24 protein-coding genes are annotated in these 23,609 nt (G+C 68.2%); 16 read left to right on the forward strand and 8 right to left on the reverse strand.

The genetic code is table 11. The features are described 5' to 3' along the window. Positions 1–345: 345 nt before the first annotated feature. A complete protein-coding gene (locus ACW5EG_RS07490) occupies positions 346–1,935 on the reverse strand; it encodes an SDR family NAD(P)-dependent oxidoreductase (RefSeq protein ID WP_457021177.1) in 1,590 nt (529 codons plus the stop codon). Positions 1,936–2,153: 218 nt separating this feature from the next. Between ACW5EG_RS07490 and ACW5EG_RS07495 the strand changes: the two genes are divergently transcribed. The 5 genes from ACW5EG_RS07495 to ACW5EG_RS07515 all read left to right on the forward strand — a co-directional run bounded on the left by ACW5EG_RS07495 (position 2,154) and on the right by ACW5EG_RS07515 (position 6,631). Then, positions 2,154–2,831 carry a DUF5666 domain-containing protein gene (locus tag ACW5EG_RS07495; RefSeq protein WP_457021178.1) on the forward strand — a complete coding sequence of 226 codons (678 nt, stop codon included), beginning with the start codon at positions 2,154–2,156 and terminating at the stop codon, positions 2,829–2,831. A gap of 162 nt (positions 2,832–2,993) precedes the next feature. Next, positions 2,994–3,404, forward strand: coding sequence for a hypothetical protein (locus tag ACW5EG_RS07500; RefSeq protein ID WP_457021179.1), 411 nt, complete (start codon positions 2,994–2,996; stop codon positions 3,402–3,404). A 13-nt stretch (positions 3,405–3,417) separates the two neighbouring features. Beyond that, positions 3,418–4,518, forward strand: coding sequence for an extracellular catalytic domain type 1 short-chain-length polyhydroxyalkanoate depolymerase (locus ACW5EG_RS07505; RefSeq protein WP_457021180.1), 1,101 nt, complete (start codon positions 3,418–3,420; stop codon positions 4,516–4,518). Positions 4,519–4,591: 73 nt separating this feature from the next. Continuing rightward, entirely contained in the window at positions 4,592–5,560 is a 969-nt protein-coding gene (locus ACW5EG_RS07510; protein WP_457021181.1) for a DUF4344 domain-containing metallopeptidase, read from the forward strand. 117 nt (positions 5,561–5,677) lie between these two features. Next, positions 5,678–6,631 carry a glutaminase gene (locus ACW5EG_RS07515; RefSeq protein WP_457018167.1) on the forward strand — a complete coding sequence of 318 codons (954 nt, stop codon included), beginning with the start codon at positions 5,678–5,680 and terminating at the stop codon, positions 6,629–6,631. A 24-nt stretch (positions 6,632–6,655) separates the two neighbouring features. Here ACW5EG_RS07515 and ACW5EG_RS07520 read toward each other — a convergent pair whose 3' ends face one another. Then, entirely contained in the window at positions 6,656–7,009 is a 354-nt protein-coding gene (locus ACW5EG_RS07520) for a nuclear transport factor 2 family protein (protein ID WP_457018169.1), read from the reverse strand. Positions 7,010–7,383: 374 nt separating this feature from the next. On the opposite strand from ACW5EG_RS07520, the gene ACW5EG_RS07525 reads away from it, so the two are divergent. Beyond that, positions 7,384–8,898, forward strand: coding sequence for a beta-N-acetylhexosaminidase (locus ACW5EG_RS07525; RefSeq protein WP_457021183.1), 1,515 nt, complete (start codon positions 7,384–7,386; stop codon positions 8,896–8,898). Positions 8,899–9,012: 114 nt separating this feature from the next. After that, positions 9,013–9,924 carry an acyltransferase gene (locus ACW5EG_RS07530; protein ID WP_457021184.1) on the forward strand — a complete coding sequence of 304 codons (912 nt, stop codon included), beginning with the start codon at positions 9,013–9,015 and terminating at the stop codon, positions 9,922–9,924. 24 nt (positions 9,925–9,948) lie between these two features. On the opposite strand, the gene ACW5EG_RS07535 is transcribed toward ACW5EG_RS07530, so the two are convergent. The 3 genes from ACW5EG_RS07535 to ACW5EG_RS07545 form a co-directional block, all read right to left on the reverse strand. Further along, entirely contained in the window at positions 9,949–10,344 is a 396-nt protein-coding gene (locus tag ACW5EG_RS07535) for a DUF3037 domain-containing protein (protein ID WP_457021185.1), read from the reverse strand. After that, positions 10,331–11,098, reverse strand: coding sequence for a HipA family kinase (locus tag ACW5EG_RS07540; RefSeq protein ID WP_457021416.1), 768 nt, complete (start codon positions 11,096–11,098; stop codon positions 10,331–10,333). Before ACW5EG_RS07540 ends, ACW5EG_RS07535 begins: the two co-directional genes overlap by 14 nt. 205 nt (positions 11,099–11,303) lie before the next feature. Beyond that, complete coding sequence (locus ACW5EG_RS07545; protein WP_457021186.1) at positions 11,304–11,726, reverse strand: YciI family protein; 423 nt, start codon at positions 11,724–11,726, stop codon at positions 11,304–11,306. A gap of 202 nt (positions 11,727–11,928) precedes the next feature. Between ACW5EG_RS07545 and ACW5EG_RS07550 the strand changes: the two genes are divergently transcribed. The 6 genes from ACW5EG_RS07550 to ACW5EG_RS07575 all read left to right on the forward strand — a co-directional run bounded on the left by ACW5EG_RS07550 (position 11,929) and on the right by ACW5EG_RS07575 (position 16,681). Continuing rightward, a complete protein-coding gene (locus tag ACW5EG_RS07550; protein WP_457021187.1) occupies positions 11,929–12,690 on the forward strand; it encodes a hypothetical protein in 762 nt (253 codons plus the stop codon). A 69-nt stretch (positions 12,691–12,759) separates the two neighbouring features. Further along, positions 12,760–13,866 carry an alkene reductase gene (locus ACW5EG_RS07555; RefSeq protein ID WP_457021188.1) on the forward strand — a complete coding sequence of 369 codons (1,107 nt, stop codon included), beginning with the start codon at positions 12,760–12,762 and terminating at the stop codon, positions 13,864–13,866. A gap of 63 nt (positions 13,867–13,929) precedes the next feature. Continuing rightward, complete coding sequence (locus tag ACW5EG_RS07560) at positions 13,930–14,400, forward strand: DUF1456 family protein (RefSeq protein WP_457018179.1); 471 nt, start codon at positions 13,930–13,932, stop codon at positions 14,398–14,400. Positions 14,401–14,478: 78 nt separating this feature from the next. Next, complete coding sequence (locus tag ACW5EG_RS07565; protein WP_457021189.1) at positions 14,479–15,369, forward strand: pseudouridine synthase; 891 nt, start codon at positions 14,479–14,481, stop codon at positions 15,367–15,369. A 473-nt stretch (positions 15,370–15,842) separates the two neighbouring features. Further along, positions 15,843–16,076 (forward strand): hypothetical protein, encoded by a 234-nt coding sequence (locus ACW5EG_RS07570; RefSeq protein ID WP_457018181.1) that lies wholly within the window; start codon positions 15,843–15,845, stop codon positions 16,074–16,076. 215 nt (positions 16,077–16,291) lie between these two features. Continuing rightward, a complete protein-coding gene (locus ACW5EG_RS07575) occupies positions 16,292–16,681 on the forward strand; it encodes a hypothetical protein (RefSeq protein WP_457021190.1) in 390 nt (129 codons plus the stop codon). A 78-nt stretch (positions 16,682–16,759) separates the two neighbouring features. Here the strand turns inward: ACW5EG_RS07575 and ACW5EG_RS07580 are convergent, their stop codons facing one another. Next, the gene (locus tag ACW5EG_RS07580) at positions 16,760–17,551 is read right to left on the reverse strand and encodes an alpha/beta fold hydrolase (protein WP_457021191.1); all 792 of its coding nucleotides are present in this window, start codon (positions 17,549–17,551) and stop codon (positions 16,760–16,762) included. A 288-nt stretch (positions 17,552–17,839) separates the two neighbouring features. Here ACW5EG_RS07580 and ACW5EG_RS07585 point away from each other — a divergent pair, with 288 nt between their 5' ends. Both ACW5EG_RS07585 and ACW5EG_RS07590 read left to right on the forward strand, forming a co-directional pair. Further along, positions 17,840–19,099, forward strand: coding sequence for an amidohydrolase (locus tag ACW5EG_RS07585; protein ID WP_457021192.1), 1,260 nt, complete (start codon positions 17,840–17,842; stop codon positions 19,097–19,099). A gap of 219 nt (positions 19,100–19,318) precedes the next feature. After that, positions 19,319–20,341 (forward strand): histone deacetylase family protein, encoded by a 1,023-nt coding sequence (locus tag ACW5EG_RS07590; RefSeq protein WP_457021193.1) that lies wholly within the window; start codon positions 19,319–19,321, stop codon positions 20,339–20,341. Positions 20,342–20,855: 514 nt separating this feature from the next. Here the strand turns inward: ACW5EG_RS07590 and ACW5EG_RS07595 are convergent. Further along, positions 20,856–21,839 (reverse strand): GGDEF domain-containing protein, encoded by a 984-nt coding sequence (locus tag ACW5EG_RS07595; RefSeq protein ID WP_457018188.1) that lies wholly within the window; start codon positions 21,837–21,839, stop codon positions 20,856–20,858. Positions 21,840–22,072: 233 nt separating this feature from the next. Between ACW5EG_RS07595 and ACW5EG_RS07600 the strand changes: the two genes are divergently transcribed. Then, on the forward strand, positions 22,073–22,771 hold the full coding sequence (locus tag ACW5EG_RS07600) for a class I SAM-dependent methyltransferase (RefSeq protein ID WP_457021194.1): 699 nt from the start codon (positions 22,073–22,075) through the stop codon (positions 22,769–22,771). A 70-nt stretch (positions 22,772–22,841) separates the two neighbouring features. Here the strand turns inward: ACW5EG_RS07600 and ACW5EG_RS07605 are convergent, their stop codons facing one another. Next, positions 22,842–23,390 (reverse strand): YaeQ family protein, encoded by a 549-nt coding sequence (locus ACW5EG_RS07605; protein ID WP_457018190.1) that lies wholly within the window; start codon positions 23,388–23,390, stop codon positions 22,842–22,844. Positions 23,391–23,609: the final 219 nt, after the last annotated feature.

Consider the following 23,609-nt stretch of genomic DNA (forward strand, 5'->3'; position numbering starts at 1 on the left):
CGTGCCTGTCAATGGCGTGACATCTCCTCGCAGCGGGCAGCTTCCCCGCCGTGCGCGCGAGCCCGTGTAGGGCATTTGTCATCATTGCATGGGAGCAAGGGATGGCGGAGGCGGTTTTCCCAATATTGGCGCCGGCTCTGGTGCTCTCAGCCGCTCGGCCCGGATGGGCTGAGCGCATGGCACACTCCTGGAGTCGGGATATTTCCGGGGAACACGGATCGTGCGCGCTAGGGCGAGATCGCGCCCGGAAGTCGAGAGGACGGATCGAGTCAATTCGAGCGGTGTGAGGTACGTGCAGCCAATCGCCGGCCCAACTCCGACGCGGATGACCGAACGAGTTGTCGCCTACCAGTCCGTCGGCGCGTAGTCCTTCAGGAACTGGCCCCAGACGTGGCTGCCGGTGTTGATGCCGTCGATGATGGGGTCGACGATGCGCGCCGCGCCGTCGACGATGTCGAGCGGCGGGTGGAAGCGCTCCTCGATGATCTTGCGTGCGGCGAGCTCGGCCGGATCCTCGTCGGTCACCCAGCCGGTGTCGACGGCGTTCATGTGGATGCCGTCGCCGTGGTAATCGGCGGCCGCCGTGCGCGTCATCATGTTCAGCGCGGCCTTGGCCATGTTGGTGTGCGGGTGCCTGGTGGTCTTGAAGTTGCGGTAGAACTGGCCCTCGACGGCCGACACGTTGACGATGTGCCTGTCGCGCGTGGGTGGTTCGCCGTCCGGCGTGCGCAGCATCAGCGTCTTCAGGCGCGCGTTGAGGATGAAGGGCGCGACCGCGTTGACCAGCTGCGTCTCCAGCAGTTCCACGGCCGGCACCTCGTCCATCTGCAGGCGCCAGGAATTGCGTCCGCGCAGATCCACCTGCTGCAGGTCCTTGTCGACGCGCCCTTCGGGAAACAGGTGCGCCTGTCCCAGCAGTTCGTCGGCCAGCAGCGGCACCTGGGACAGTTCCGCCGCACGCGCCAGGCCGGCGGGCGTGGACAACGAAGCTCCTGACACCAGCGACTGGCTGCCGCCCGGCAGCAGGTCGGCGGCGCGCAGGCCTTCGTAGCCGCCGACAAGGTTGCGCACGTGTGCGGGCAGGGTGTGCAGGGCGGCGGTTTCGCCGGCCAACATGTGTGCGTAGAACGCCGGCGGGCGGCGCACGGTCTGGCAGGCGTTGTTGATGATGAAATCGAGCCGGTCGCGGGTGGCGAGCAGTTCGGCGCAGAACGCTTCGACGCTGGGCGTATGCCGGAGGTCGAGGCCGAACACTTCGAGGCGATGTCCCCACTCGGCGAAATCCGGCTCCTGCGCGTAGCGCTGCGCGGAGTCGCGCGGGAAGCGCGTGGTCACGATGAGGCTGCAGCCGGCACGCAGCAGCTTCAGTCCCGCCTGGTAGCCGATCTTCACCCGCCCGCCGGTCAGCAGGGCGACGCGCCCGTCGAGGTCGGCGGTCTCGGTCCGCTTGTGGAAATTGAGTTGCGCGCAGGACGGACACAGCTGGTCGTAGAAGTGGTGCACCTGCGTGTACTTCTGCTTGCAGACATAGCAGTGCAGCAGTTCGGGCGACTCGCCGTGCGAGACCGGGTCGACCGCGTTGTTGTGCGGGTCGTGCTGGCCGGGGGGCTGTGGCGGGAAATAGTTGGGCGTGCTGAACACCGGTTTGCGGCGCAGGGTGCGGATGCCGGTCTGGTCGAGCAGTGCCTCGGTCTGGCGCGCCTTCTCGCGTGCGAGTTCGCGCGCGTCGTTCTTGGCCTGCTTGCGGCGCGCGCGTGGCTCGGGATGGTGCACCAGCGCGACCGCCTGCAGCAGGCGGATGCGGTCGGCATCGGGCAGTGTGTCGAGCAGGCTGCGGTCGTCGCGGATCGCTTCGAGCACGTCGAGCGCAATGCGTGCGCGCTCGGACAGGGTGGCGTCGCCTTCGTCGGCGGACGCGCGGGGCTGGCTGGTCATGGCGTAGGTACTAGAACCGGATCGGGGTCGCGGGATAGGCGACCGGATGGAGGCTTGCGCGGGAGGCCGCGTGATGCCTGCAGGGGCGTCATGGTAGGGCAAACGGGCGCACGGGTCGGAGTGCGTGGCCGGTTCCCGGCCAGGCAACCGGGCAATCAACCCCGCGTTCACCTGTGCAGGTGCATATGGCGTGCTGGACGAAGGCACCGGAGCGGGCGATGGGCGGAATCAGGCGCGGTATCGGCATGCTGCTGGGCGCAGGCGTCCTGTTGCTGGCGGGGTGCGTGACTCCGGGCGGACATGGCGGCGGCTATCCCGGCGGATACCGGCAATCCGATCCGGGCTATCCGCAGGGGTATGGCCGCCAGTTGCAGGGCACCATCGACGGGCTCGACAGGTCGTCCGGGCGCATCCTGCTGGTCGTCGACGATCCGCGCAGCGGTCGGGCCGGGCGGACCGAAGTCCGTTACGACCAGCGGACGCGCCTGTTCCACCAGGGGCGCGAAGCCGCGGTGGAAGGCCTGGAGCGCGGTGATGTGGTGCGGGTCGATGTCGCGGAGTCCGGGCGGGATCTGTGGGCGCGTTCGATCGAGGTACTTGGTGATGTCCGCGATGGCGGACATGGCGATGGCTATCCAGGCCGCCACGCCGAAGATGCACGCGGCCCGGTCGCCTTTGTCGACCCGCGTTCGCAGGTGATTGGCCTGGACGGCGGCGGGTACGCGCGCGACATGCAGCTGCGGTACGACAGGCGTACGACCGTCGAATACCGTGGCCGCCACTATCGGCCCGAGGATCTGGACCGCGGCGACCTGGTACGCATCCAGGCGCGCCGGCTGGGCAATGGCGACTGGCTTGCGGAGCGGATCTTCGTGGAGCGCTCCGTCCGCCGCTAGGCCATTGGCGCTTGTCCGCGTCGCCCCGCGTTGCGAACGGCCGGGGCTGTATCGCTGTCGGGTTGAACGAACAGCCTTTGGCATGAACGGGCGGCATGGACGATTTATCACCATCCGCCTGGATGGTGATAGGATGGCGTAGACCATCCGGAAGCCAGTTTTATGTCAGATCCGCGCCCCCGGGCCATCGCCGACAGCGAGAAGATCACCATCAATCTGGGCGTAGTCGACCTGGGTCAGATCGACCTGCTGGTCCAGGAAGGCTTCTATTCCAACCGGACCGACCTGATCCGCACCGCCATCCGCAACCAGTTGGCGACCCACGGCGAGGCGCTTCGCCACACCGTTGCCCGCCGCACCCTGGTCGTGGGGCTGCAGGACTACGGTCGCCGCGAGCTGGAGGCCGCGCGCGATGCCGGCCAACGACTGCGCATCCAGGCCCTGGGCCTGGTCCGCATCGCCGAAGACGTCACGCCGGAACTGGCGCTGGCGGCGATCGAGTCGATCAGCGTGCTCGGCGCCCTCCAGGCAAGCCCCAGGGTCAAGGCCGCGCTGGCCGCCCGCACCCACTGAAACCAGGATTTCCATGACACCCAGTCAGGACCACATGCGGCAGGTGATGCGCCTGATGCAGGCCGGCGATCTGCAGGCCGCTACACGCACGCTCCAGGATGCGCTCAGCGGCGCAGGCTATCCGGCGCCAATCCCCTTTGCACAGGATGCCGCTGCACATGCTGCCGCGCACGCCGCGCCTATCGAGGGCGAGTTCCGCGTGGTCAACGAAGGCCAGGCGCGGTCCGCGTCGGCGCCGGCGGGTCCGCGCGCCGACGGCAACGGACGCCAGCGCTTCTCCTGTGCAGCCGGAGAACTGGAGTATCTGTTGCACATTCCGCCCGGCCTCGATCCGGCCGGTGCGCCCTTGCTGGTGATGCTGCACGGCTGCACGCAGACGCCCGAGGACTTCGCCCGCGGCACTCGCATGAACCAGCTTGCGCAGGAGCACGGCTATGTCGTCGCCTGGCCCGCGCAGTCGGCCGAGCGCAACCCCAATCGCTGCTGGAACTGGTTCCGCGGCAGCGATCAGCAGCGCGGCGCCGGCGAGCCCGCGATTCTCGCCGCGCTGACACAGGACCTGTTGGCCAGCCACAGGCTCGATGCCGAACGTGTGTACGTGGCTGGCCTGTCTGCAGGTGGCGCGATGGCCGCAGTGCTCGCCAGCACCCATCCGGATGTGTACGCCGCGATCGGCGTGCACTCGGGGCTGCCGATCGGTATGGCAAGCGACATGCCTTCGGCCTTCGCGGCGATGCGCAAGGGCGGTCGAGGACGTCGGCCATCAGCGGCCAACGACGGCGGGCCCGTGCCCGCGATTGTTTTCCATGGCGACAGCGATTCGACCGTGCATCCCGGCAACGGACAGGGCGTGGTCGAGCAGAGTCTGGGCAGCAGCAGCGCGGCGGACGCCGTCGCCACTAGCGAACACGGGACGGCACCGGGCGAGCGCAGTGCGACGCGCACGGTGCATCGCACCGCCGACGGTCGCATCGTTGCCGAGCACTGGCTCATCCACGGCGCCGGACATGCATGGTCGGGTGGCGATGCGGCGGGCAGCTATACCGATCCCCAGGGTCCCGATGCCTCCCTGCAGATGCTGCGGTTTTTCGACGGATGCAGGCGTAGCGTCTGATCGAACTCGCGTGGATTACGGGAGCGTGCTCTCCCAATCTTTCCTGCAGTGTCGGGGGCGGACGGTTCACACCATGTCTTTCAAGCTCTGCATGACCGCACTGCTGGCGCTGCTGGCCGCGACCACCGGTTGCGCCAACGCGCCGGCGCCCATGCGAGATCGCGAGGCGCCAGGAGCGTTGCCGCAGCAGGCGCCGGGCCCGATGTCACGCACGGTGGTCCAGGCAAGGGCGCCGTCCGCTGAGGATCCGACGCGGCCTGCGCCGCCCGCGTTCGAATACGCTTACGTGGTGCCCCGGTCGCCCGACCTGCAGCAGATCCACCTGCGCGTGCGTGATGCCGACCTGCTGAGGAGGCTGCCCGAGGTGCAGGCGATCGACGGCATGTTCGCGTTGCCGCGGCGGCTGCGCTACGTGACCGCGGAGTGCGGAGAGTTCGGCGCCTTCTACCGGCCGGCCGAGGCCGAGGTGGTGCTGTGCTACGAAACCCTGCGCACGCTTTACGAGCGCGGCCAGGTGCACCAGCATGCGCTGGGCCTGGGCGACGGGCACCCGCTGCGCTACCTGCTCGCCAACGTACGTTTCATCGTGCTGCACGAAACCGGCCATGCGCTGGTGCACCTGCTGGATCTGCCCGTCACCGGCCGCCAGGAGGATGCGGTGGACCAGCTTGCGGCGATCCTGATGTTGCGTTTCGCCAGCCTGGAGGAATCGCCGACCGAGGTGATCGACAACCTGCGCATGGCGGCGAACTGGATGCTCTCGCGCAGCACCGGCGCCTACAACCTGGACGCCTATGCCGACGAGCATGCGCTGGGCGAGCAGCGCTACTTCAACCTGCAGTGCCTGATCTACGGCACCGATCCTGACGGCTTTGCCGGCATGGTGGATGCGGGCGACCTGACCGCCGCACGCGCCAGCGGCTGCGCCCGCGAAATGCGCATGGTGATCCGCGCGTGGCTGCGCCTGCTGCAGCCGCACCTGGCGCAGGGTTACGAGATCTACCAGGAAGATGTCGCGCGCTATCTGGAGCAGCGCCGGTAGAACTTCGTGCACGAGGGTCGCCGGGAGATGCGGTGCGGGCGATGTGAATTCATCGTGCTGACGCCACCATGCATGTCGCCCGATACAGTGTCCGCTCCAGCACCCGACGGACCGCACATGCGCAAACCTCCGCAGAATCCCTACGACCTGGCACGGCTCGATCTCGACGACATCCTCGGCACCATCGACAGGGAGGTCAGCCAGCGGTTTGGCGAAGGCAAGGTGGCCGACTACATCCCCTCGCTTGCCGACGTGCCCCTGGACCGTTTCGGCATGGCGCTGGCGCTGCTGGATGGCGAGATCCACGAGGTAGGGCATTCGCGCGAGAGGTTCTCGATCCAGAGCGTGTCCAAGGTGTACACGCTCACGTTGGCGCTGGAAGCGATCGGCGACAGGCTGTGGAAGCGCGTGGACCGCGAGCCGTCGGGTGATCCGTTCAACTCGCTGATCCAGCTGGAACACGAGAAGGGAATTCCACGCAATCCCTTCATGAATGCCGGTGCGCTGATCTCCGCCGACGTGATCCTGTCCAACCACGACGATGCGGAAACCATGCTGCTGGAGTTCATGCGCGCGCGTTCGGGCAATCCCGACGTGGGCGCCGACGATGTGGTGGCGAAGTCCGAGCGCGAAAGCGGCTACCGCAACGTGGCGCTCGCCAACTTCATCCGCAGCTACGGCAACCTGCACAACAAACCGCAGGACGTGCTGGATTTCTACTACCTGCAGTGTGCGCTGTGCATGGACTGCGTGGACCTGGCGCGCAGCGTGCAGTACCTGGCCGATGGCGGCCACTGTCCGTCCTCCGGCGTGCAGGTGACTACCAGCGAGGGCGCCACGCGCATCAACTCGGTGATGATGACGGCGGGCACCTACGATGCAGCGGGCGATTTCGCGTTCTATGTCGGCCTGCCCGCCAAGAGCGGCGTGGGCGGCGGCATCGTCGCGGTGGTGCCGCACGTGATGGGCCTGTGCGTGTGGTCGCCAGGACTGGACGAGAAGGGCAACTCGCTGCTTGGTCGCTACGCGCTCCATCGCTTCACGCGGATGACCGGACTGTCGGTGTTCTGAAGGCTTTGCGCGCGTGCCAGGGCGCTACGTCCGTTCCGGCACCACGAAAGCACGCAGTTCGGCAAGCCTGCCATCGCGCAGGCGCCAGACGTCGCAATAGGCCGACCGCATCTGCGCGCCGCCGGCATCGGTGATCGTGATGTCACCGATCGCGACCACGGTGTCGCCGTCGACCAGCAGATCGGCGACGTCGAATTCCGGTGGATGGATATAGGTCTCGTCCATGTAGCGACGGACCGCACCCTTGCCGGTGATCGTCCGGTTGCCGATGAAATGCCAGGTGACATCGTCGGTGCAGAATGCGAGGAAACCCTCGTTGTCGCCGGCTGCGACCGCCGCATTGGCCTGTTGCAGGATGGTCCTTGGGTCAGTGGGCATTCGTGTCCTCCATGGCTTTTTGATGGATACGGGCAGGCTTTGCGGCGGCAATGTCCCCGGAAGCTCAATCCGATGACGATTTTCATGGCATCTCCGAGGCGGTCGACGGGAATGAGAGAACGACTACCTACGCCGATGGCTGTTAGGCGGCTGCGAATGGAGTGGCACTGCATGTCGCAGATATCGCGGCTGCTGCCGATACGCCCGTCCGTCAACTCGCACTGCGGTCACGGGAGAGGACAGGAAATGTCCTGCAGGCATGGCCCAGTACAGCCAACGGACACGACCGACAGGGTGGACATTCTGATCCTCTGCAAGGACAGTGCACGCTGAATTCCGCGGCCCCTGCGGAGGACTGTCGAGATCAAATGCCCATGAAGCCCAACGCCTTCCTTCCCAGCTTGGTCGCAGTCGTGCTGCTGGTCTGCAGCGCGTACCTGCCGGCCGGCGCGGCGGATACTCCCGTTGCGGCGGTGCATCTGGTGCCGGTGCCGCAGTCGCTGGAAATGCGCTCGGGCGCATTGGAACTCTCCGGTTCGGTCAAGCTCGAAGCGGACGCAGCCGCGCCGAATGCGACGCGCGCACTGAAGGCGGCACTGGACGGCCTGGGAATCGCCATCAGCGACGCGGCCACGACGCGCGTCCGCATGCAGCTGACCGATGATGCCGCGCTGGCGGAGGAGGGCTACCGGCTGGTGGTGGCCGACGATATCCAGCTGAGCGCGCGCAGCGATGCGGGCCTGCTGCATGCGGTGCAGACCCTGCGCCAGCTGCTGCCGGCAACCACGCAGCCACAGCTGGCGCTGCCGCACATGGAGATCGTCGATGCACCGGCCTACCGCTGGCGCGGACTTTCACTGGACGTGGCGCGCAGCTTCCTGCCGGTCGAGTACGTGGAAAAGACCCTCGACCGCATGGCCTTTTTCAAGTTGAATCGCCTGCACCTGCACCTGACCGACGACCAGGGTTGGCGCATCGAGATCAAGCGCTATCCGAAGCTGATGGAGATCGGTGGCGCCAGCGCGGTAACGGGCGGGCGCAGCGGCTGGTATACGCAGGACGAGCTGCGCCAGCTGGTGGCCTATGCGCAGGCGCGCGGCATCACCATCGTGCCGGAGATCGACGTGCCCGGCCACGTGCAGGCGGCGCTGGCCTCGTACAACGAACTGGCCTGCGACGACGAGGACAACCTGGCGCCGTACTCGGGCCTCGAAGTGGGCTTCAGCGTGCTGTGCCTGGACAAGCCGGACGTGGTGTATCCCTTCGTACGCAACGTGCTGGAGGAAGTGCTGGATATCTTCCCATCGCACGAGATCCACATGGGCGGCGACGAGATCAAGCATCCGCTCTATGCCGATTTCGTGGCGCGCACCGCGGCGATGGTGGAGGAGATGGGACGCACCGCCATCTTCTGGGAGGAGGGCTCGGTGGCCGACACCAGGCCCAATGTCCTGCTGCAGTTCTGGAACGACGGCTACGACATCAGCGCGGCAGTCGCGAAGGGACACCCGCTGATCCTGTCGCCGTGTTCGCACTTCTACATCGACCATGGCAACTACGCCGGCCAGCCGCAGACCTACGACTGGTGTCGCAAGGAGGGCGTGCCGCTGGTGCGGCTCTACAGCTTCGACCCCGCGCCGTTCAAGACCGCGGTAGGCATCGAGGCGGCGCTGTGGACGGAGCTGGTGCACACCGACGCGGCCGCGGACAACCGGTTGTGGCCACGCCTGGCCGCCGCGGCGGAGTTGGCCTGGAGCCCCGCGGAGCAGCGCAGCTACACCGGCTTCGTGAAGCGCATGGGCGCGTTGCGGTCCCATCTGGATGCGATGGGGATCGCGTACCACCCGGAGCCGGATCTTGGCTGGGCTGACGAGGCAAGCGAGCCCTGAGGGGCTGCGTCAACGCCGGGAGTCGCTCCCAAGCAAGGCGGTGAGGCCGTGGCCGTTTGCGGCCTTGCCGTGATCCAGCCGACCCTGGCTGTTACCCTTCGCATCCTCGCAGCCATGCCCGCGCACCCGATGTCATCACTACGCGCTGTACTGATCCTGTCCATCGTGGTGCTCAACACCGTGCTGCACGTGACGCCGCTGCTGCTGGTGGCGTTGCTGAAGGCATTGCTGCCGTTCCGGCGCATGCGGCGGGCCTGCAATTCGTTGCTGACCGGCATCGCCGAAAGCTGGATTGCGGTCAACACCTTCCTGGTCGACCGCCTCAGCGGTACGCGCTTCCATGTGACCGGTGCGGACGACCTGCAGGTCGACGGCCATTACCTGGTGCTGGCCAACCACCAGAGCTGGGTCGACATCGTGGTCCTGCAGAAGGTGTTCAACCGCCGCATCCCGCTGCTGCGCTTCTTCCTCAAACGGCAGCTGATCTGGGTGCCGCTGCTGGGCCTGGCGTGGTGGGCCCTGGATTTCCCGTTCATGGGCCGCCACACGCGGGCCCAGATCGCGAAGAACCCCGGCCTCGGGCGGCGCGACATGGAGGCCACGCGGCTGGCCTGCGAAAAGTTCCACGAGATTCCGGTGGCGGTGATGAATTTCGTCGAGGGCACGCGCTTCACGCCGGAGAAGCACGCGCGCCAGTCGTCGCCGTACCGCCACCTGCTCAAGCCGAAGGCGGGCGGGGTGGCCTACGTTCTCGATGCGATGGGCGACGCGCTGCACGGCATCCTGGACGTCACCATCGCCTATCCGGGTGGACGGCCGACGATGATCGACCTGATGGGGGGTCGTTTGCCGATGGTGCACGTGTCGGTACGCCAGCGGCCGCTGCCGCTCGATATCCCCGGCCGCGGCGATGGCGACGAGCGCGCCGCGCGCGCCCGCTTCCAGCAGTGGATGAACGGGCTCTGGCGCGAGAAGGACGAAGAGTTGGAACGGCTGCTGGGGGATGGGCGCGGCAACGCGGGTTGAAGCGTGGTCGAGCCAGACCCCGTCTCAGGCAGCAGGAAACCGCACCATCCTGTCCATCAGGTGCTCGAGGATCGCATCCATGTCGCCGCAGCGACCCATGTGCACCGCCGAGGTCTGGATGATCGCGCTGCGCCGGGCAGTCAGCCAATGGAAGCGGGCACGCTGCGGCAGCAGGCCGATGGGGCCGGCGTCAGCGCCTCCCTCGCAGATGCGCTGGATGGCGCCAAGGTGTCGCCGGAGCGTGGCGAGATCCACGTGCGGATCAAGCGCGAGCAGGCGGGCCTCGTCGAGTTCGATCGCGGCTTCCAGGTACCCGGCCTGCTGGCAGGACACGATCACTCCCACGTTCATGAACTCTCCCCGTTCCACGCGCGGGACCACGCGGATCACCGCATAGTCGTAGCTGTCATGCGCGCGCACGCTGGGCCTCCTCGACGAAGGCATGCGGCAGCGCCAGGCGTTGCTGCAGGTACCCGGTATAGGCATCGCGCTGTTGCTGCGGGCTGCCGAAAGCGTCTGGGCCCTGCAGCCACGCATCCGGGACCAGCGCGACAATGTCCGCCAGTCGCGCGGGCGAGAGCAGTGGGCTGAGCGTCGCGTCGGCTTGCGCCAGCTCGCTGGCCAAGGGCAGCAGCACGTGGTCGCCGATGAGCGGGAAGGGCTTGCCGGCGCCGGAGGTGTCTCCATCCCAACCATGGTGGAAATACAGCGAAGCACCGTGGTCGATCAGCTTCAGCGTGCCGTGCCAGACCAGCAGGTTGGGGTTGCGCGCGCTGCGGTCGACGTTGCTGGTGTAGGCGTCGAACCACACGATCTCCGAAGCCAGCCTTGCCGGTGGCTGCTCTGCCACCGGATCGAAGTTGGCCGCGCCCGGCAGGTAGTCGAGGGCCAGATTGAGGCCGCCGCTCGCGCGGATGAGCTCCTGGATCTCGGGGTCGCCCTCGGTGCTGGCCAGCGCGACGTCCAGTTCCACGAGCACGATTTCGGGAATCGGCAGGCCCAGCGCTCGCGCGATTTCCCCCGACACCAGCTCCGCCACCAGGGCACGCGGACCTTGTCCGGCGCCGCGAAACTTCACCACGTACATGTTGTCGTCGTCGGCTTCCATGATCGCCGGCATCGAGCCGCCCTCGCGCAGCGGCGTGACGTAGCGGGTGGCGGTGACGGTGCGCAGCATCGGGCAAGGATAGCGTCTGGCGCTGATGCACGAGCATCGCCGCGGCTCCGGCCCGGGCCGATCGGCACCGGCCGCCAGACCAGACGACAGCGGGTCGTCATCTGCCCGGACTGATCCTCGCCAAGTTGGCCGGGTTGCGATCTGCCCGGCGGCCGCGCCCGGATGGCGGCCGCAGCGGGCCTGCCATCCACGTGGAGCGGATTCAGGCCACGCCAAGTTTTCCGCGCACGCCATCGGGCGGCGCACGTTCCTCCGGAGACAGCGGCTCCGCAAAGTCCGACATCTCGTAGAACGGCCGCAGCTCCAGTTCGCTCGGACCCGGCATGGGGTTGGGGCAGCGTTTCGCCCAGGCCACCGCTTCGTCCATGTCCTGCACCTCCCAGAGCCAGAACCCGGCAACAAGCTCGCGGGTTTCAGTGAACGGCCCGTCCATGACCGAGCGCTTCGGGCCATCGAACGCGATGCGCCGGGCCTGCGACGTGGGTTTGAGCCCGGCACCGGCCAGCATCACGCCTGCGCTGGCGAGTTCTTCATTGAACCGGCCCATCGCTTCGAGAGCCTCCGCCGTGGGCAGCAGGCCCTGTTCACTGTCCTCGGTAGCTTTCACGAACACCATCACGCGCATCGTGTGTCTCCTGGTCTGCATGGTGCCGGGCATCGGTCGCCTGTGGTGTGACGACGAAGCAGGGGGCTGCAGATCGACATCGGCGCGCGCGCAGGCGTCCGTGGCGATGGCCTTTGAGGTGGAGGCGCAGGCCCTCTGGGGATGGCAGCCCGAGCGCGGCGCAAGCGCAGCGTCTTCACCATTCGCCGCCTATCCTTCTGCCATGCAGAAACTTGCCGAAACCTTCTGGAATATCCGCGGCGTGCACCGGGTCGCGGGCGTGCTCGATGTGGGCACGCACATGTCGCTGGTGCGGCGCGACAATGGGCGGTTCGTGGTCATCGACGGCTGCCCCCTGGACGATGCAGCGCGCGGCGCGCTGCTGTCGCTCACCGGCAATGGCGAACGCGTGGATGCGGTGGTGCACGTACGCCCGTTCCATACCCTGCACGTCGAGGCGACGCAGCGGCTGTTTCCGTCGGCTGCCCTGCACGGCACCGCGCGCCATCGCCGGCTGTTGCCTTCGCTTGCGTGGGCCGGCGCGCCGGTGGAGGAGTGGGGCGAGGACCACCCGCTTGCCGATGTGTTCGACCTTTCGGTGCCCGACGGGGTGGACTTCATCTGTCCCGACGAACGCGTGCATGTGGCGTCCGTCCTGATGCGCCATCGCCAGGCGGGCATCGTGCACGTGGACGACACGCTCAACGTGGTGACCCCGCCGCGATGGCTGCGACGGGTGCTTCCGCAATCCTCGCTGCGCATGCATCCATTGCTGTCGCGCGCGCTCAGGCCAGAGGCCGGTGCCGCGGATGCCTATGTTGCGTGGGCACGCGGGCTGGCTTCGCGCTGGGCCGACGTCCGCATCGTCTGCGCCGCGCATTCGGCGGTCCGCGAGTTGCTCGCAGGTGGCTTTGCGCAGGAGGTCGATGCGGCGCTGCATCGGGTCTCGCGCGCACTGGAACGCCACCGCGCGCGTCACGGCTGAATTTGCTACCCGGATTCGATGCGCGTACCGCAGCGCGTCCGTCCCATCCCACAATCATTTGGAGATCCCATGCATCCGCATCTGCTGGCACCGCTCAAGACCGGCTCCCTCATGCTGCCGAATCGTGTATTCATGGCGCCGCTCACCCGCTCGCGTGCTGGCCAGCCCGGCGACGTGCCAACCGCCATGAATGCCGAGTACTACGCACAGCGCGCCGACGCCGGACTGATCGTGTCGGAGGCCACGCCGATCTCGCCGCAGGGCCAGGGCTATGCCTGGACGCCGGGGATCCACACCGATGCGCAGGAAGCCGGCTGGAGGCTGGTGACCGACGCCGTCCATGTGCAGGGCGGACGCATCGCCGCGCAGCTCTGGCATGTGGGACGCATCTCGCATCCGCTGGTGCAGCCCGATGGTGCCGATCCGGTGGCGCCTTCGGCGATCGTCGCCAAAGGGGCGAAGTGCTTTGTCGTGCAGGCCGATGGCACGCCGGGCAACGTGCCCAGCGCGATGCCGCGCGCACTGGTGACCGACGAGATCCCGGGCATCGTCGCCGACTACGCGCAGGCGGCACGACGCGCCGACCGCGCCGGCTTCGACATGGTCGAGATCCACGCCGCCAACGGATACCTGCTGCAGCAGTTCCTGTCGACCAACAGCAATCGGCGCTGCGACGGCTATGGCGGTTCGCTGGAGAACCGCGCCCGCATCACCCTGGACGTGGCGGACGCGGTGATCGCCGAACTGGGCCCGGACCGCGTCGGCGTGCGGCTGTCGCCGCGATTCACCGGGCACGGCATCTCCGACGACGAACCCGAGGAGAGCGCCCTGTACCTGGCGCGGGAACTCGACCGGCGCGGCATCGCCTACCTGCATATCGCCGAGCCCGACTGGGCGGGCGGGCCCAAGCTCAGCGACCACTTCCGCGGCGCCCTGCGCGAGGCGTTTGCCGGCGTGCTGGTCTTCTGCGGCGGCTACAAGGCCGAAACCGCGGAAGCGCTGATCGCCTCGGGCATCGCCGATGCGGTGGCCTTCGGGCGGCCGTACCTGGCCAACCCGGACCTGGTCGAGCGCTTCCGCGTGGGTGCCGATCTCAACGAGCCGGATCCGTCGACGTTCTATGGCGGTGCCGAGCGCGGCTACACCGACTATCCCACGCTCGGGCAACTGGGCTGACGTTTCGCGCAGGCAGCGGGCAGTCGGTAGACTGCACCGCATTCCCACGCCGGTTCCGGTTCAATGATCACCAACGACGTCCTGCGCAGCCTCCGTTACATGCTCGATCTGAGCGACCAGAAGGTCGTCGATATCGCCCACCTGGCGGATCCGGCGTTCGCCCTGGAGCGCGAAGACGTGCGCGCGATGCTGCTGAAGGAAGAGGAACCGGGTTACCAGGCCTGCAGCGACGAGGCGCTGGCGCATGTGCTGGACGGGCTGATCGTGCATCTGCGCGGTCGCGAGGAGGGCAAGCCCGCGCGGCCGGTGGAGAAGCGCATCAGCAACAACGTGGTGCTGAAGAAGCTGCGGGTCGCATTCGAGCTGTCGGACCTGGACATGCACCAGGTGTTTGCCGACGCCGGCTTTCCGGTGACCAAGCCCGAGCTGTCGGCGCTGTTCCGGCAGGCCGGGCACCGCAACTTCCGCCTCGCCGGCGACCAGCTGCTGCGCAATTTCCTCAAGGGACTGACGCTGCGCCTGCGCGGCAGCTAGCGCCGCGCGAGTACTGGATTGCCGCGCATCACGACTCACGAGGAAACTCGGCAGGGCGCCCACGAGGAGGGCGGCGGCATGCAGGGATCGCTGCCGCCCAGCCGCCTGCAGCTTCCGCGCGGGCCCTGGACGACGGTGCTCGAGGCGTTGGCTGCGCACTTCCCCGGCGTGGACGAAACCACCTGGCGCAGTCGGTTCGCGCGTGGACGCGTGCTCGATGCGGAGGGGCGCGCGCTTGATGTATCGGCTGCATATCGCGCGGGCGCCGAGGTCCGCTATTTCCGCGAAGTGGCCGACGAGCCCGACATCCCCCTCGCCGAAGCCGTGCTGCATGCCGATGCGCACTTGGTGGTGGCCTGCAAGCCGCACTTCCTGCCGGTGGCGCCGACGGGTGCCTACGTGCGCGAGACGCTGCTGACCCGTCTGGTCCGCCGCTTCGACAATCCGGCGCTGGTCCCGCTGCACCGTATCGACCGCGACACCGCCGGCCTGGTGCTGTTCTCGGCGCATCCCGGCAGCCGCGCGCAATACCACGCGCTGTTCCGCGAGCGGCGCATCCGCAAGCACTACTTCGCGATCGCGCCGCCGCTGCCCGGGCTGGCGTTTCCGCATGTGCACCGCAGCCGGCTGGAGCGCGGCGAGCCGTTCTTCCGCATGCACGAAGTGCCTGGTGAGCCCAACAGCGAGACCGTGATCGAGGTGGTCGCGCGCGGCGAGGGCGCCTGGACCTATCGCCTGGAACCCGTCACCGGGCGCAAGCACCAGCTGCGCGTGCACATGGCGGCGCTGGGTGCGCCGATCCTGCACGATCGACTGTATCCGCTACTGCAAGCGCAGGCGCCGGATGACCCGGGTCGCACACTGCGGCTGTTTGCCCATGCGCTGGCGTTCGAGGATCCGATCAGTGGGGAGCCGCGGCACTTCATGGCGGCACCGGGGTTCGATGCGGGGATGGGTGACGGGGCTTGAGGCATGGCCGACGGGGGCGTGCCGCGAGTGCGTCGTCAAGTTTGGTCTTTGGTATTACAACGAGGGAAGAAACCTCCCCTGTGTCATTTCGACCGAAGGGAGAAATCCGTCCCCCCTCAACGGTAGATCTCTCCCTTCGGTCGAGATGACAGGCTAAGGGGCAGGCCGAGGGGCAGGCTGAGGGGCAGGCTGAGGGGCAGGCTGAGGGGCAGGCTGAGGGGCAGGCTGAGGGGCAGGGATATCGTGTGGGTGTGGGGCGCGGAGTGCGTGTGCTTGTCATTTCGACCAAAGGGAGAAATCTCAGGCTCGGGACAGCAGATCTCTCTCTCTGGTCGAGATGACAGGGTGAGCGAGCACGGGCACGCCGGGTGGTCGCGGCGCGGCACACTCGGCACGCAGCCGGCTAACCCCCCCTGCACGCGCCCTTGCGCCAGCAGCAGCCATGCTGCCGCCATCCAATAGGGAGGGATGCCATGTCCATCCAGCTGCAATGCCGCTGCAGGACGCTGCGCGGCGAGACCGATGCGCACGGCACATACGCAGGGGCGGCGTGCTACTGCAGCGACTGCCAAGCCTATGCGCACTGCTCGGGCACTCCGGGGCTGCTCGATGCGCGTGGCGGGACCGATATCGCGTTGTTGAACGCGCCCACGGGGCAGCCGGTGCCGCCGACTACCCCGGCAGGCCGTACAAGGCTGGCGTCGTGAGCACGCGCGGAGGCGATGTGCTGCGCGCCGCGCTCGTCGTGCTGGCACTGCTGCTGTCGGGTTGCCAGGGACAACAGGACGGGAAGGTGCCAGACGAGGTGCCAGCGTCCGCCACGAGCACGGCTTCATCCGCGCCGGATGAACAAGCGGCAGGCCCTGCGGCGGACCACGCCGGCCTGCCGGGGAATACTCGGCAAGCCTCGGCGGTTCGTGGAGTGACCACAGGCGGCGACGGCTCGGCAATTGAACTCGAAGCGCTGTCATCTTCCGACCTGGAGGCGCTCACGCTCGAGGGTGAACTGGCCTGCGGATTCAGCGTCGACGGCGACATGCTGCTGCTCGCCAGGGGCCACGTGGCATCGGACGACCCTGCGCGCGGCGTGGTCAAGCTGGGCGATCAAGTGGAGGCGGTGGCCGCGCCCGGCGGTTTCAACGCGATGCTGCGCGGCGCGCGCTTCCACGGCGCCGGCAAGACCATCGACATCGAGCCCACTGGACCGGCCTCCGGTGGCGGCGAATCACCGCCGAGCCCGGCGACCCTGACCTACCACCGCGCCGATGGTGCCAGGCGTACAGTCACGGGGCAGTGGCAGTGCGGACCCTGACCGCCGGCATTCCATTCGACGACCGCTGATTCCCGCGACCCTGGCTGCGAGGTGCGCAAGTAGCGTCTCCGGCCGCTTTCACTGATCGCCGTCGCCAGCACCGGCCGCTTGCGCGATCAGCGTCGCCACGCCGCGCGGGTCTTCCTGGTGGGCGACATGGCCACCGGGAAAGCTGCGGATCACCCATCCACGTGCCTGCGCGTTCTGCCAGCTCTTGTCGGTCTTCGCCCGCTGTTCGACCGACTGGTCCGCCGGCACGAAGGCCACATAGGTGACCGGCAGCGCAAGCGCGGCGGGATTGCGATACGACACTGGCTGCTCGAAGCACTTGATCGAATGCTTGACGCTGTACGGCGGCTTGTCGCCCGGCTTCACCCACGGCACCTGCATGAAGCCGTCGCGGAAGCGGTCGGCGGGCATCGGTCCGCGGCTGCCGAACAGGTCCCAGATCGACTGGCCGTCCTCGGGCACGGCGGCGTCGAGGAACACCACGTGGCGCAGGCGTTCGGGGATCCGGTCCATCACGCCGGTAACCACCATGCCGCCGTAGCTGTGCCCGGTGAGCACGACGTCGTGCAAGTCCTCGAACAGGATCAGGTTGACGATGTCGTCGATGTGCGTCTGCAGGTCGACCTCGCTGCTGTTGAGGTGTTCGCGCTCGCCCAGGCCGGTGAGGGTGGGGCGGTACACGGTATGCCCGTCGTCGGTGAGGAACTGGCCGGTGCGCTTCCACTCCCAGCCGCCGGCGGTCGCGCCATGCACGAGGACGAAGGTCTGCTTTTCACCCGCCAGCGCAACCGGCATGACGAAGCATGCAAGGAACAGGGCGCCCAGCAGCAGGGCGATGGGGCGGAATGGCAGCTGTGTCATTGGTCGCTCGCGATGTCGGGAAAGGAGATGCGCAGGGCAGGTTGCCACGTCGGGGACGGCGCGGGGCGCGCAAACCGGCTGCGATTCCATATCCGTCCGCAGCGATGCCTGCCGGGAATCGGAACGGCCCGACGGACCCCGCGACCGGCCCGCTGATGACGGGCGGCGCGTGTGCGCGGCGGAAGGCGCGGGGAGGTTGCCGGGGTTGCGGCGCGCACGGACAGGAGCCGTCAACCCGTCGCCGTGGATGTTCTATGCTCCAGCCACCATCCGGTCGGAGGCATGGTGATGAACCCGCTGGTGAAAGCGCTCGAATCGCGCTTCAAGGCCATGGCCCCGGAGCTGCTGGCCATCTACGAAGACCTGCACCGCAACCCCGAGCTCTCCATGCGCGAAGAGCGCAGCGCAGGCATTGCCGCCGACTGGATAGAACGGCTCGGTTACGAGGTCAGCCGCGGCGTGGGCGTGACCGGCGTGGTCGGCGTGCTGCGCAACGGCGACGGCCCCACGGTGCTGCTGCGCGGCGACATGGATGCGCTGCCGATGGACGAGGACACCGGGCTGCCGTATTCCAGCCAGGTGCCCGGTGTGGCGCACAGCTGCGGGCACGACCTGCACATGGCCTGGCTGATGGGCGCGGCACGGCTGCTGGCCGAAGCGCGCGACGCCTGGCGCGGCACGCTGCTGGTGGTGTTCCAGCCCGGCGAGGAGACCGCCCAGGGCGCGCGCGCGATGGTCGAGGACTGGGACAAGGCCGGCCTGCCGCGTGCCGACGTGGTGCTGGGCCAGCACGTGATGGTGGGCGCGGCTGGCAGCGTGAGCTATCGGCCTGGGGTGATCCTGTCGGCGGGCGACAGCCTGCAGGTGCGGATGTTCGGCCGCGGCGCGCACGGCTCGCAGCCGCAGAACTCGGTCGACCCGGTGGTGATGGCGGCGTCCACCGTGCTGCGCCTGCAGACCATCGTCTCGCGCGAGGTCGCGCCGCTGGACAGCGCGGTGCTCACCGTGGGCTCGCTGCAGGCCGGCACCAAGGAGAACATCATTCCAGAAGAGGCCACGATCAAGCTCAACATGCGCACCTACGACGAGCGCGTGCGCGCGCACATGCTGGATGCGGTGCGCAGGATCTGCTGCGCCGAGGCGCATGCCTCGGCCGCGCTGAAGGAGCCGGAGTTCACCACGCTCAGCAGCTATCCACTGACCGAGAACGACCACGTCGCGACGGCGAAGGTGGTGGCCGCGTTCCACGCGCAGTTCGGCGATCGCGCCCGGGAAACCAGGCCCTCCGCCGCCAGCGAAGACTTCAGCATTTTCGGCCGCAGCTGGGGCGTGCCGTACGTGTTCTGGTTCGTCGGCGGCACCGATCCAGCCACGTACGAGCAACACCGGCAGGCTGGCACGGTGAAGGACATCCCCGACAACCACTCGCCGCGCTTCGCGCCGGTGCTCGACCCCACGCTCAGGACGGGCGTCGAGGCGATGCTGGCGGCAGCGTCGGCATGGCTGTGTGCACCGGACGCGGGCGATTCACCGGGAAATGCGGCATGAGCACGGTCGGCATCGCCGGCTCCCCGCCGGTCGGTCGATCGCGGGCTGGAGGTGCAGCTTCCCGGCGAAGCCCGGCACCACCTTTCGCAGCCTGCAGGGCTGCGCGTGCGGGACGAAAACTTCACCCTGGCCCGCTTTCGCACCGCACTGGCCCGGTTCTGTCTTCGCAAAGTCGCGACGCTTGCGTAGCATCGACCGCCACGCCAGCGCGGAGCCGTCATGAAGATCGTCCACTCGCCCCTGCACCAGCGCCACGCCGGCGGGGTCGAACTCCATCGCGCCGAGCTGGTGCCAAGCTACGAGTGTCCCGAGCGCGCGGAGTACATCCGCGAAGCGCTGGTCGAGGCAGGGCATGCACTGGTGGGGCCACGTCCGTTCGCGGTCGATGTCCTGCTGGGCGTACACGAGGCGGGACTGGTGGAGTTCCTGCGCACCGCTTACGCACGCTGGCAGGCGGAAGGGCGCGGTGGATCGATGCTGCCCAGCGGCTTTCCGGCGCGCGGGCTGCGCCAGGACCGGGTGCCGACCGGTATCAACGGGGCGATGGGCTATTACGCCTTCGATGCAGGGACGCCGATCGTCGCCGGCACCTGGGATGCCGCGTTCGCCGCGGCGCAGTGCGCGCTCACGGCCGCCGAACTGGTGGCCGAAGGCGAGCGTGCGGCCTATGCGCTGTGCCGGCCGCCGGGGCACCACGCGGCGCGCGGCAGCTATGGCGGCTACAGCTATCTCAACAATGCGGCGCTGGCGGCACAGCGGCTGCGCGATCGCGGTTTCCAGCGCGTCGCGCTGCTGGATGTGGACTACCACCACGGCAACGGCAGCCAGGACATCTTCTGGGAGCGCGGCGACGTGCTGTTCTTGTCCATCCACGGGACGCCCGAAACCGAATACCCCTACTTCCTCGGCTATGCCGACGAACGCGGCGCGGGAGCGGGCGAGGGCGCCACACTCAACCTGCCGCTGCCGCGCGGCACCACCTGGGACGAATACGCGCAGGCGCTGGATACCGCGCTGCAGGCGGTAGCCACTTTCGGCGCGGACGCGCTGGTGGTGTCTCTGGGCGTGGACACCTACGAAGGCGATCCGATCAGCGCGTTCCGGCTCGGCGCCGCACATTTTCCGCAGCTGGGCGCGCGCATGGCGGCGCTGGGACTGCCCACCGTGCTGGTGCAGGAAGGCGGCTACGCGGTGAAGGAGATCGGGACCAACGTGGCCGGGGTGCTGGGCGCGTTCGGCTAGCGCCTGCGGGGATCGTCACCGCAGGCCGGATGCCGCTTTCCGGCCCCATGTTCGGGTTCGGTCGGGCTAGCCCATCATCGGATGGTAGTCGGCGGACCCGCAGACCTGGGCCGCTGGCGGGTGGAGTCGCGTCCCTCTGACTCCACCCCCTGGTGCTTTTGAGACAGGCTCTGCTCAGGCGGGTCCGAAGCGCTTGGTTTCGGTCTTCTCGCGCTTCTCGGCCTTCTTCTCCTTCATGGTCTTGGCCGGCTTCTTCTTCTGTTCCTTCTTCTGGTTCAGGCCCTTGCTCATTTCTTCTCCTGGCGCTCTGGCGCTGACTGCGGTGCAGTCGTCAGGGGGATTATGCGCCAGCCTGCGTCGCGGCAACATGGCGCCATCGGACCGCGGCGACTTCGCGCCCGGCCCAGGCCAGCAGGCGATGCGCCACCTGTCGGCGGTGGTACCGCGTCCGGCATGACCAACCTCGGCCGTCGCGAGGCACCTCGCTGGATGGCCGCCCGGGTTGGTATTGCGACTATCGCAGGCCTGTCACCACCGTGCGGTTGCGCCCGGTGCGCTTGGCCTCGTACATGGCCGCGTCGGCGCGGGCCAGCCATTCGCCGGGAGAGTCCGTGGGGTGAAACGGGGTGGCCCCGACCGAGATGGTGACGGTGCGTCCCTGCGCCTGGACTTCCCGCTCCACCGCGCTGCGCAGCTTCTCGGCGACCTCGCGAAGCGAGCCTGCGGTCGCGCCCGGCAGCAGCAGCACGAACTCCTCGCCGCCCGGCCGGAAGAAGCGGTCGTCCATGCGCGTGCTGGCGCGGACCACGTCGGCGATCTGCACCAGCACCTCGTCACCGGCCTCGTGGCCGAAGCTGTCGTTGATCTGTTTGAAGTTGTCGAGGTCGAACACCAGCAACCCCATCGGCACGCCGCTGCGGACGCTGGAGGCGATGGCGATCTCCAGTTCGGCCTCCATGCCGCGGCGGTTGCCCGCCCCAGTGAGCGGATCGCGCAGCGCGATCGCCTGCAGCTGCGAGCGCTGTACTGCTGCGCGCGACGCGAAGACGAAGGAGAACAGGCTCACCACGACCGCGGTGGTGATGAAGCCGATCTTGTGCGCAGCGGTGCCCAGCGCCGGGTCGCTGAGCACGACGCCGGTGATGGCGACCACCGACATGAGCAGCGCGGGCCTGCGCCGCACCAGCAGGAAGTTGGCCACCAGGACCGGATACAGCCAGAGCACTCCAGACAGGCCAGCCACATGCGCGATGCCGATGCATCCGATCGAGTAGCTGACCGCCAGGAAGGTCGCCGCGCCGTCCGTGCGCCCGGTTCGCCACGCATGCACTGCGCCCACGCTGATGCAGGCGACGATGAGCAGATCGATGATGCCCGTCAGGGGCTGGCCGGACATGAATCTGTACACGGCGAACGGGGTGACCCCCAACACCGTGATCGCGGCGAACATGAGGACGGTCGCGAGCTGGAAATCGGCCTTGATCCTCTCTTTCCACATGTCGACTTTCGAGGTCCTGGGCAGGGAATACGGGGGCAGCGCACGCATTGCCTGCGTCGCGCGCGAGCAGGCCACGTTTGAGGCGCACTCAAGCCTGGCAGGCTAGCGGACAGCCACGCGAACGCGCGTGAACGCGCGCGCCCGGTGCAGGGTGCCGTGCCCGGCGCAAGTGGGTGCCTTCGATGCCACCTGACGATGGACGCCGCCCCGGCAGCCTGCGCTAAGCTGCCGCGATGCAATCCGACCAGATCGTTGCCCTGTTCGACCAGCAGGCCGCCGGATACGACAGCCGGTGGGCGAAGACCGCTGCCATCCGCGACTGTCTCCACCTCATGCTGGAGCCCCTGCTCGCGGGGCTGCCGCAGGACGCGCGCGTGCTGTGCGTCGGCGTCGGCACGGGCCAGGAGATGGCCCATCTGGCGCGCCGCTTCCCGGGGTGGACGTTCACCGCGGTGGAACCCTCCGGCGCCATGCTCGCGGCGTGCCGGGAGCGGGCCGAGGCCGAGGGCTTCGCGCAGCGCTGTCGCTTCCACCAGGGGTTCCTGGAATCGCTGCCCGCGGATGCGCCGTTCGATGCGGCCACCTGCCTGCTGGTGTCGCAGTTCCTCGTCGACCAGGTGCAGCGCACGCAATTCTTCCGCGCGATCGCGACGCGCCTGCGCGTTGGCGGGCTGCTGGCGAGCTCGGATCTCGCGTCGGACGTGCACTCGGCCGCTTACGAAGTGCTGCTGCCTGCGTGGACGCGCATGATGGCCGCCGCCGACGTGCCTGCCGAGGCCATCGAGCGGATGCGGGCGGCTTATTCGGAGGACGTCGCGGTGATTCCCGCGGCCGATGTGGCCTCGATCATCGCGGCGGGTGGTTTCGAGCCGCCGGTGCAGTTTTTCCAGGCCGGGCTGATCCACGCGTGGATCTCGTCGAAGCGGGCCTGAAGCCGCGCGGCGACCACTGCAGGCCGAGGGTCAACGGCGGTGTGACGCTCGCCATGCCCGCCGCGCGTGCTCAGCCGGCAGCGGCGATCCGCACGCGCGGCGTGAGCGCGACGTTCTGGCGATCGCTCATCAGCTGCAGTTCGCCGTCCTGGATCATCGCGGTCAGGCGCATGCCGCGTTCGAGCAGCCCGACGATGACCTCGATGTCGTCCGGCGCCAGGTCGATCACGGTCAGGTTCTTCAGCCGTGACAGCGCGCTGGCGGCCTTGTTCCACCAGATTTCGGCGCCGTTGCCGCTGTAGTTGATCACCACCACCTGGCGCGCGCGGGCGCAGGCCTTGCGGACGCGGCTCTCGTCGGGCTGGCCCAGCTCGATCCACAGGTCGATGTCGCCGGTGTAATCGCGCAGCCACAGGTCCGGGTCTTCGTCGGTGCTCAACCCGCGGCCGAACTCCAGGCGCTCATGGGCGTACAGGGCGAACGCGATCAGCCGCACCATCAGCCGCGCCGGCGTTTCCGACGGGTGCTGGGCGAGGGTGAGGTTGTGGCTGGCGTAGTAATGCCGGTCCATGTCGCTGACCTGCAGTTCCAGCTTGTAGATCGTCGAGTTCAGGGCCATGCGCGTGCCGGGATGCGGGAAGCGGGCAATTGTAGTCGCCCGGGGCGACAGTCCAAACGGTCGCGGCCATGCCTGTTACCAGCATCGGCCGGCTCACGGGCACGTGCAGGCCGCGTGGGCGCATTCGCACAGCCATCACCAAACTGGCAGGTCAGGGGCACGAATCTCGATCAGTCGGCAGGCGCCGCCGTGCAATCATCCCTGACGCGTCGCCGAAGC

It is taken from the genome of Luteimonas sp. A611, assembly GCF_054072715.1.

What these genes read in the sequence shown, in the direction of transcription:
- ACW5EG_RS07490 (WP_457021177.1), bottom strand. Translation starts at nt 1,935, where the DNA reads ATGACCAGCCAGCCCCGCGCGTCCGCCGACGAAGGCGACGCCACCCTG.
- ACW5EG_RS07495 (WP_457021178.1), top strand. Translation starts at nt 2,154, where the DNA reads ATGGGCGGAATCAGGCGCGGTATCGGCATGCTGCTGGGCGCAGGCGTC.
- ACW5EG_RS07500 (WP_457021179.1), top strand. Translation starts at nt 2,994, where the DNA reads ATGTCAGATCCGCGCCCCCGGGCCATCGCCGACAGCGAGAAGATCACC.
- ACW5EG_RS07505 (WP_457021180.1), top strand. Translation starts at nt 3,418, where the DNA reads ATGACACCCAGTCAGGACCACATGCGGCAGGTGATGCGCCTGATGCAG.
- ACW5EG_RS07510 (WP_457021181.1), top strand. Translation starts at nt 4,592, where the DNA reads ATGTCTTTCAAGCTCTGCATGACCGCACTGCTGGCGCTGCTGGCCGCG.
- ACW5EG_RS07515 (WP_457018167.1), top strand. Translation starts at nt 5,678, where the DNA reads ATGCGCAAACCTCCGCAGAATCCCTACGACCTGGCACGGCTCGATCTC.
- ACW5EG_RS07520 (WP_457018169.1), bottom strand. Translation starts at nt 7,009, where the DNA reads ATGCCCACTGACCCAAGGACCATCCTGCAACAGGCCAATGCGGCGGTC.
- ACW5EG_RS07525 (WP_457021183.1), top strand. Translation starts at nt 7,384, where the DNA reads ATGAAGCCCAACGCCTTCCTTCCCAGCTTGGTCGCAGTCGTGCTGCTG.
- ACW5EG_RS07530 (WP_457021184.1), top strand. Translation starts at nt 9,013, where the DNA reads ATGCCCGCGCACCCGATGTCATCACTACGCGCTGTACTGATCCTGTCC.
- ACW5EG_RS07545 (WP_457021186.1), bottom strand. Translation starts at nt 11,726, where the DNA reads ATGCGCGTGATGGTGTTCGTGAAAGCTACCGAGGACAGTGAACAGGGC.
- ACW5EG_RS07550 (WP_457021187.1), top strand. Translation starts at nt 11,929, where the DNA reads ATGCAGAAACTTGCCGAAACCTTCTGGAATATCCGCGGCGTGCACCGG.
- ACW5EG_RS07555 (WP_457021188.1), top strand. Translation starts at nt 12,760, where the DNA reads ATGCATCCGCATCTGCTGGCACCGCTCAAGACCGGCTCCCTCATGCTG.
- ACW5EG_RS07560 (WP_457018179.1), top strand. Translation starts at nt 13,930, where the DNA reads ATGATCACCAACGACGTCCTGCGCAGCCTCCGTTACATGCTCGATCTG.
- ACW5EG_RS07565 (WP_457021189.1), top strand. Translation starts at nt 14,479, where the DNA reads ATGCAGGGATCGCTGCCGCCCAGCCGCCTGCAGCTTCCGCGCGGGCCC.
- ACW5EG_RS07570 (WP_457018181.1), top strand. Translation starts at nt 15,843, where the DNA reads ATGTCCATCCAGCTGCAATGCCGCTGCAGGACGCTGCGCGGCGAGACC.
- ACW5EG_RS07580 (WP_457021191.1), bottom strand. Translation starts at nt 17,551, where the DNA reads ATGACACAGCTGCCATTCCGCCCCATCGCCCTGCTGCTGGGCGCCCTG.
- ACW5EG_RS07585 (WP_457021192.1), top strand. Translation starts at nt 17,840, where the DNA reads ATGAACCCGCTGGTGAAAGCGCTCGAATCGCGCTTCAAGGCCATGGCC.
- ACW5EG_RS07590 (WP_457021193.1), top strand. Translation starts at nt 19,319, where the DNA reads ATGAAGATCGTCCACTCGCCCCTGCACCAGCGCCACGCCGGCGGGGTC.
- ACW5EG_RS07595 (WP_457018188.1), bottom strand. Translation starts at nt 21,839, where the DNA reads ATGTGGAAAGAGAGGATCAAGGCCGATTTCCAGCTCGCGACCGTCCTC.
- ACW5EG_RS07600 (WP_457021194.1), top strand. Translation starts at nt 22,073, where the DNA reads ATGCAATCCGACCAGATCGTTGCCCTGTTCGACCAGCAGGCCGCCGGA.
- ACW5EG_RS07605 (WP_457018190.1), bottom strand. Translation starts at nt 23,390, where the DNA reads ATGGCCCTGAACTCGACGATCTACAAGCTGGAACTGCAGGTCAGCGAC.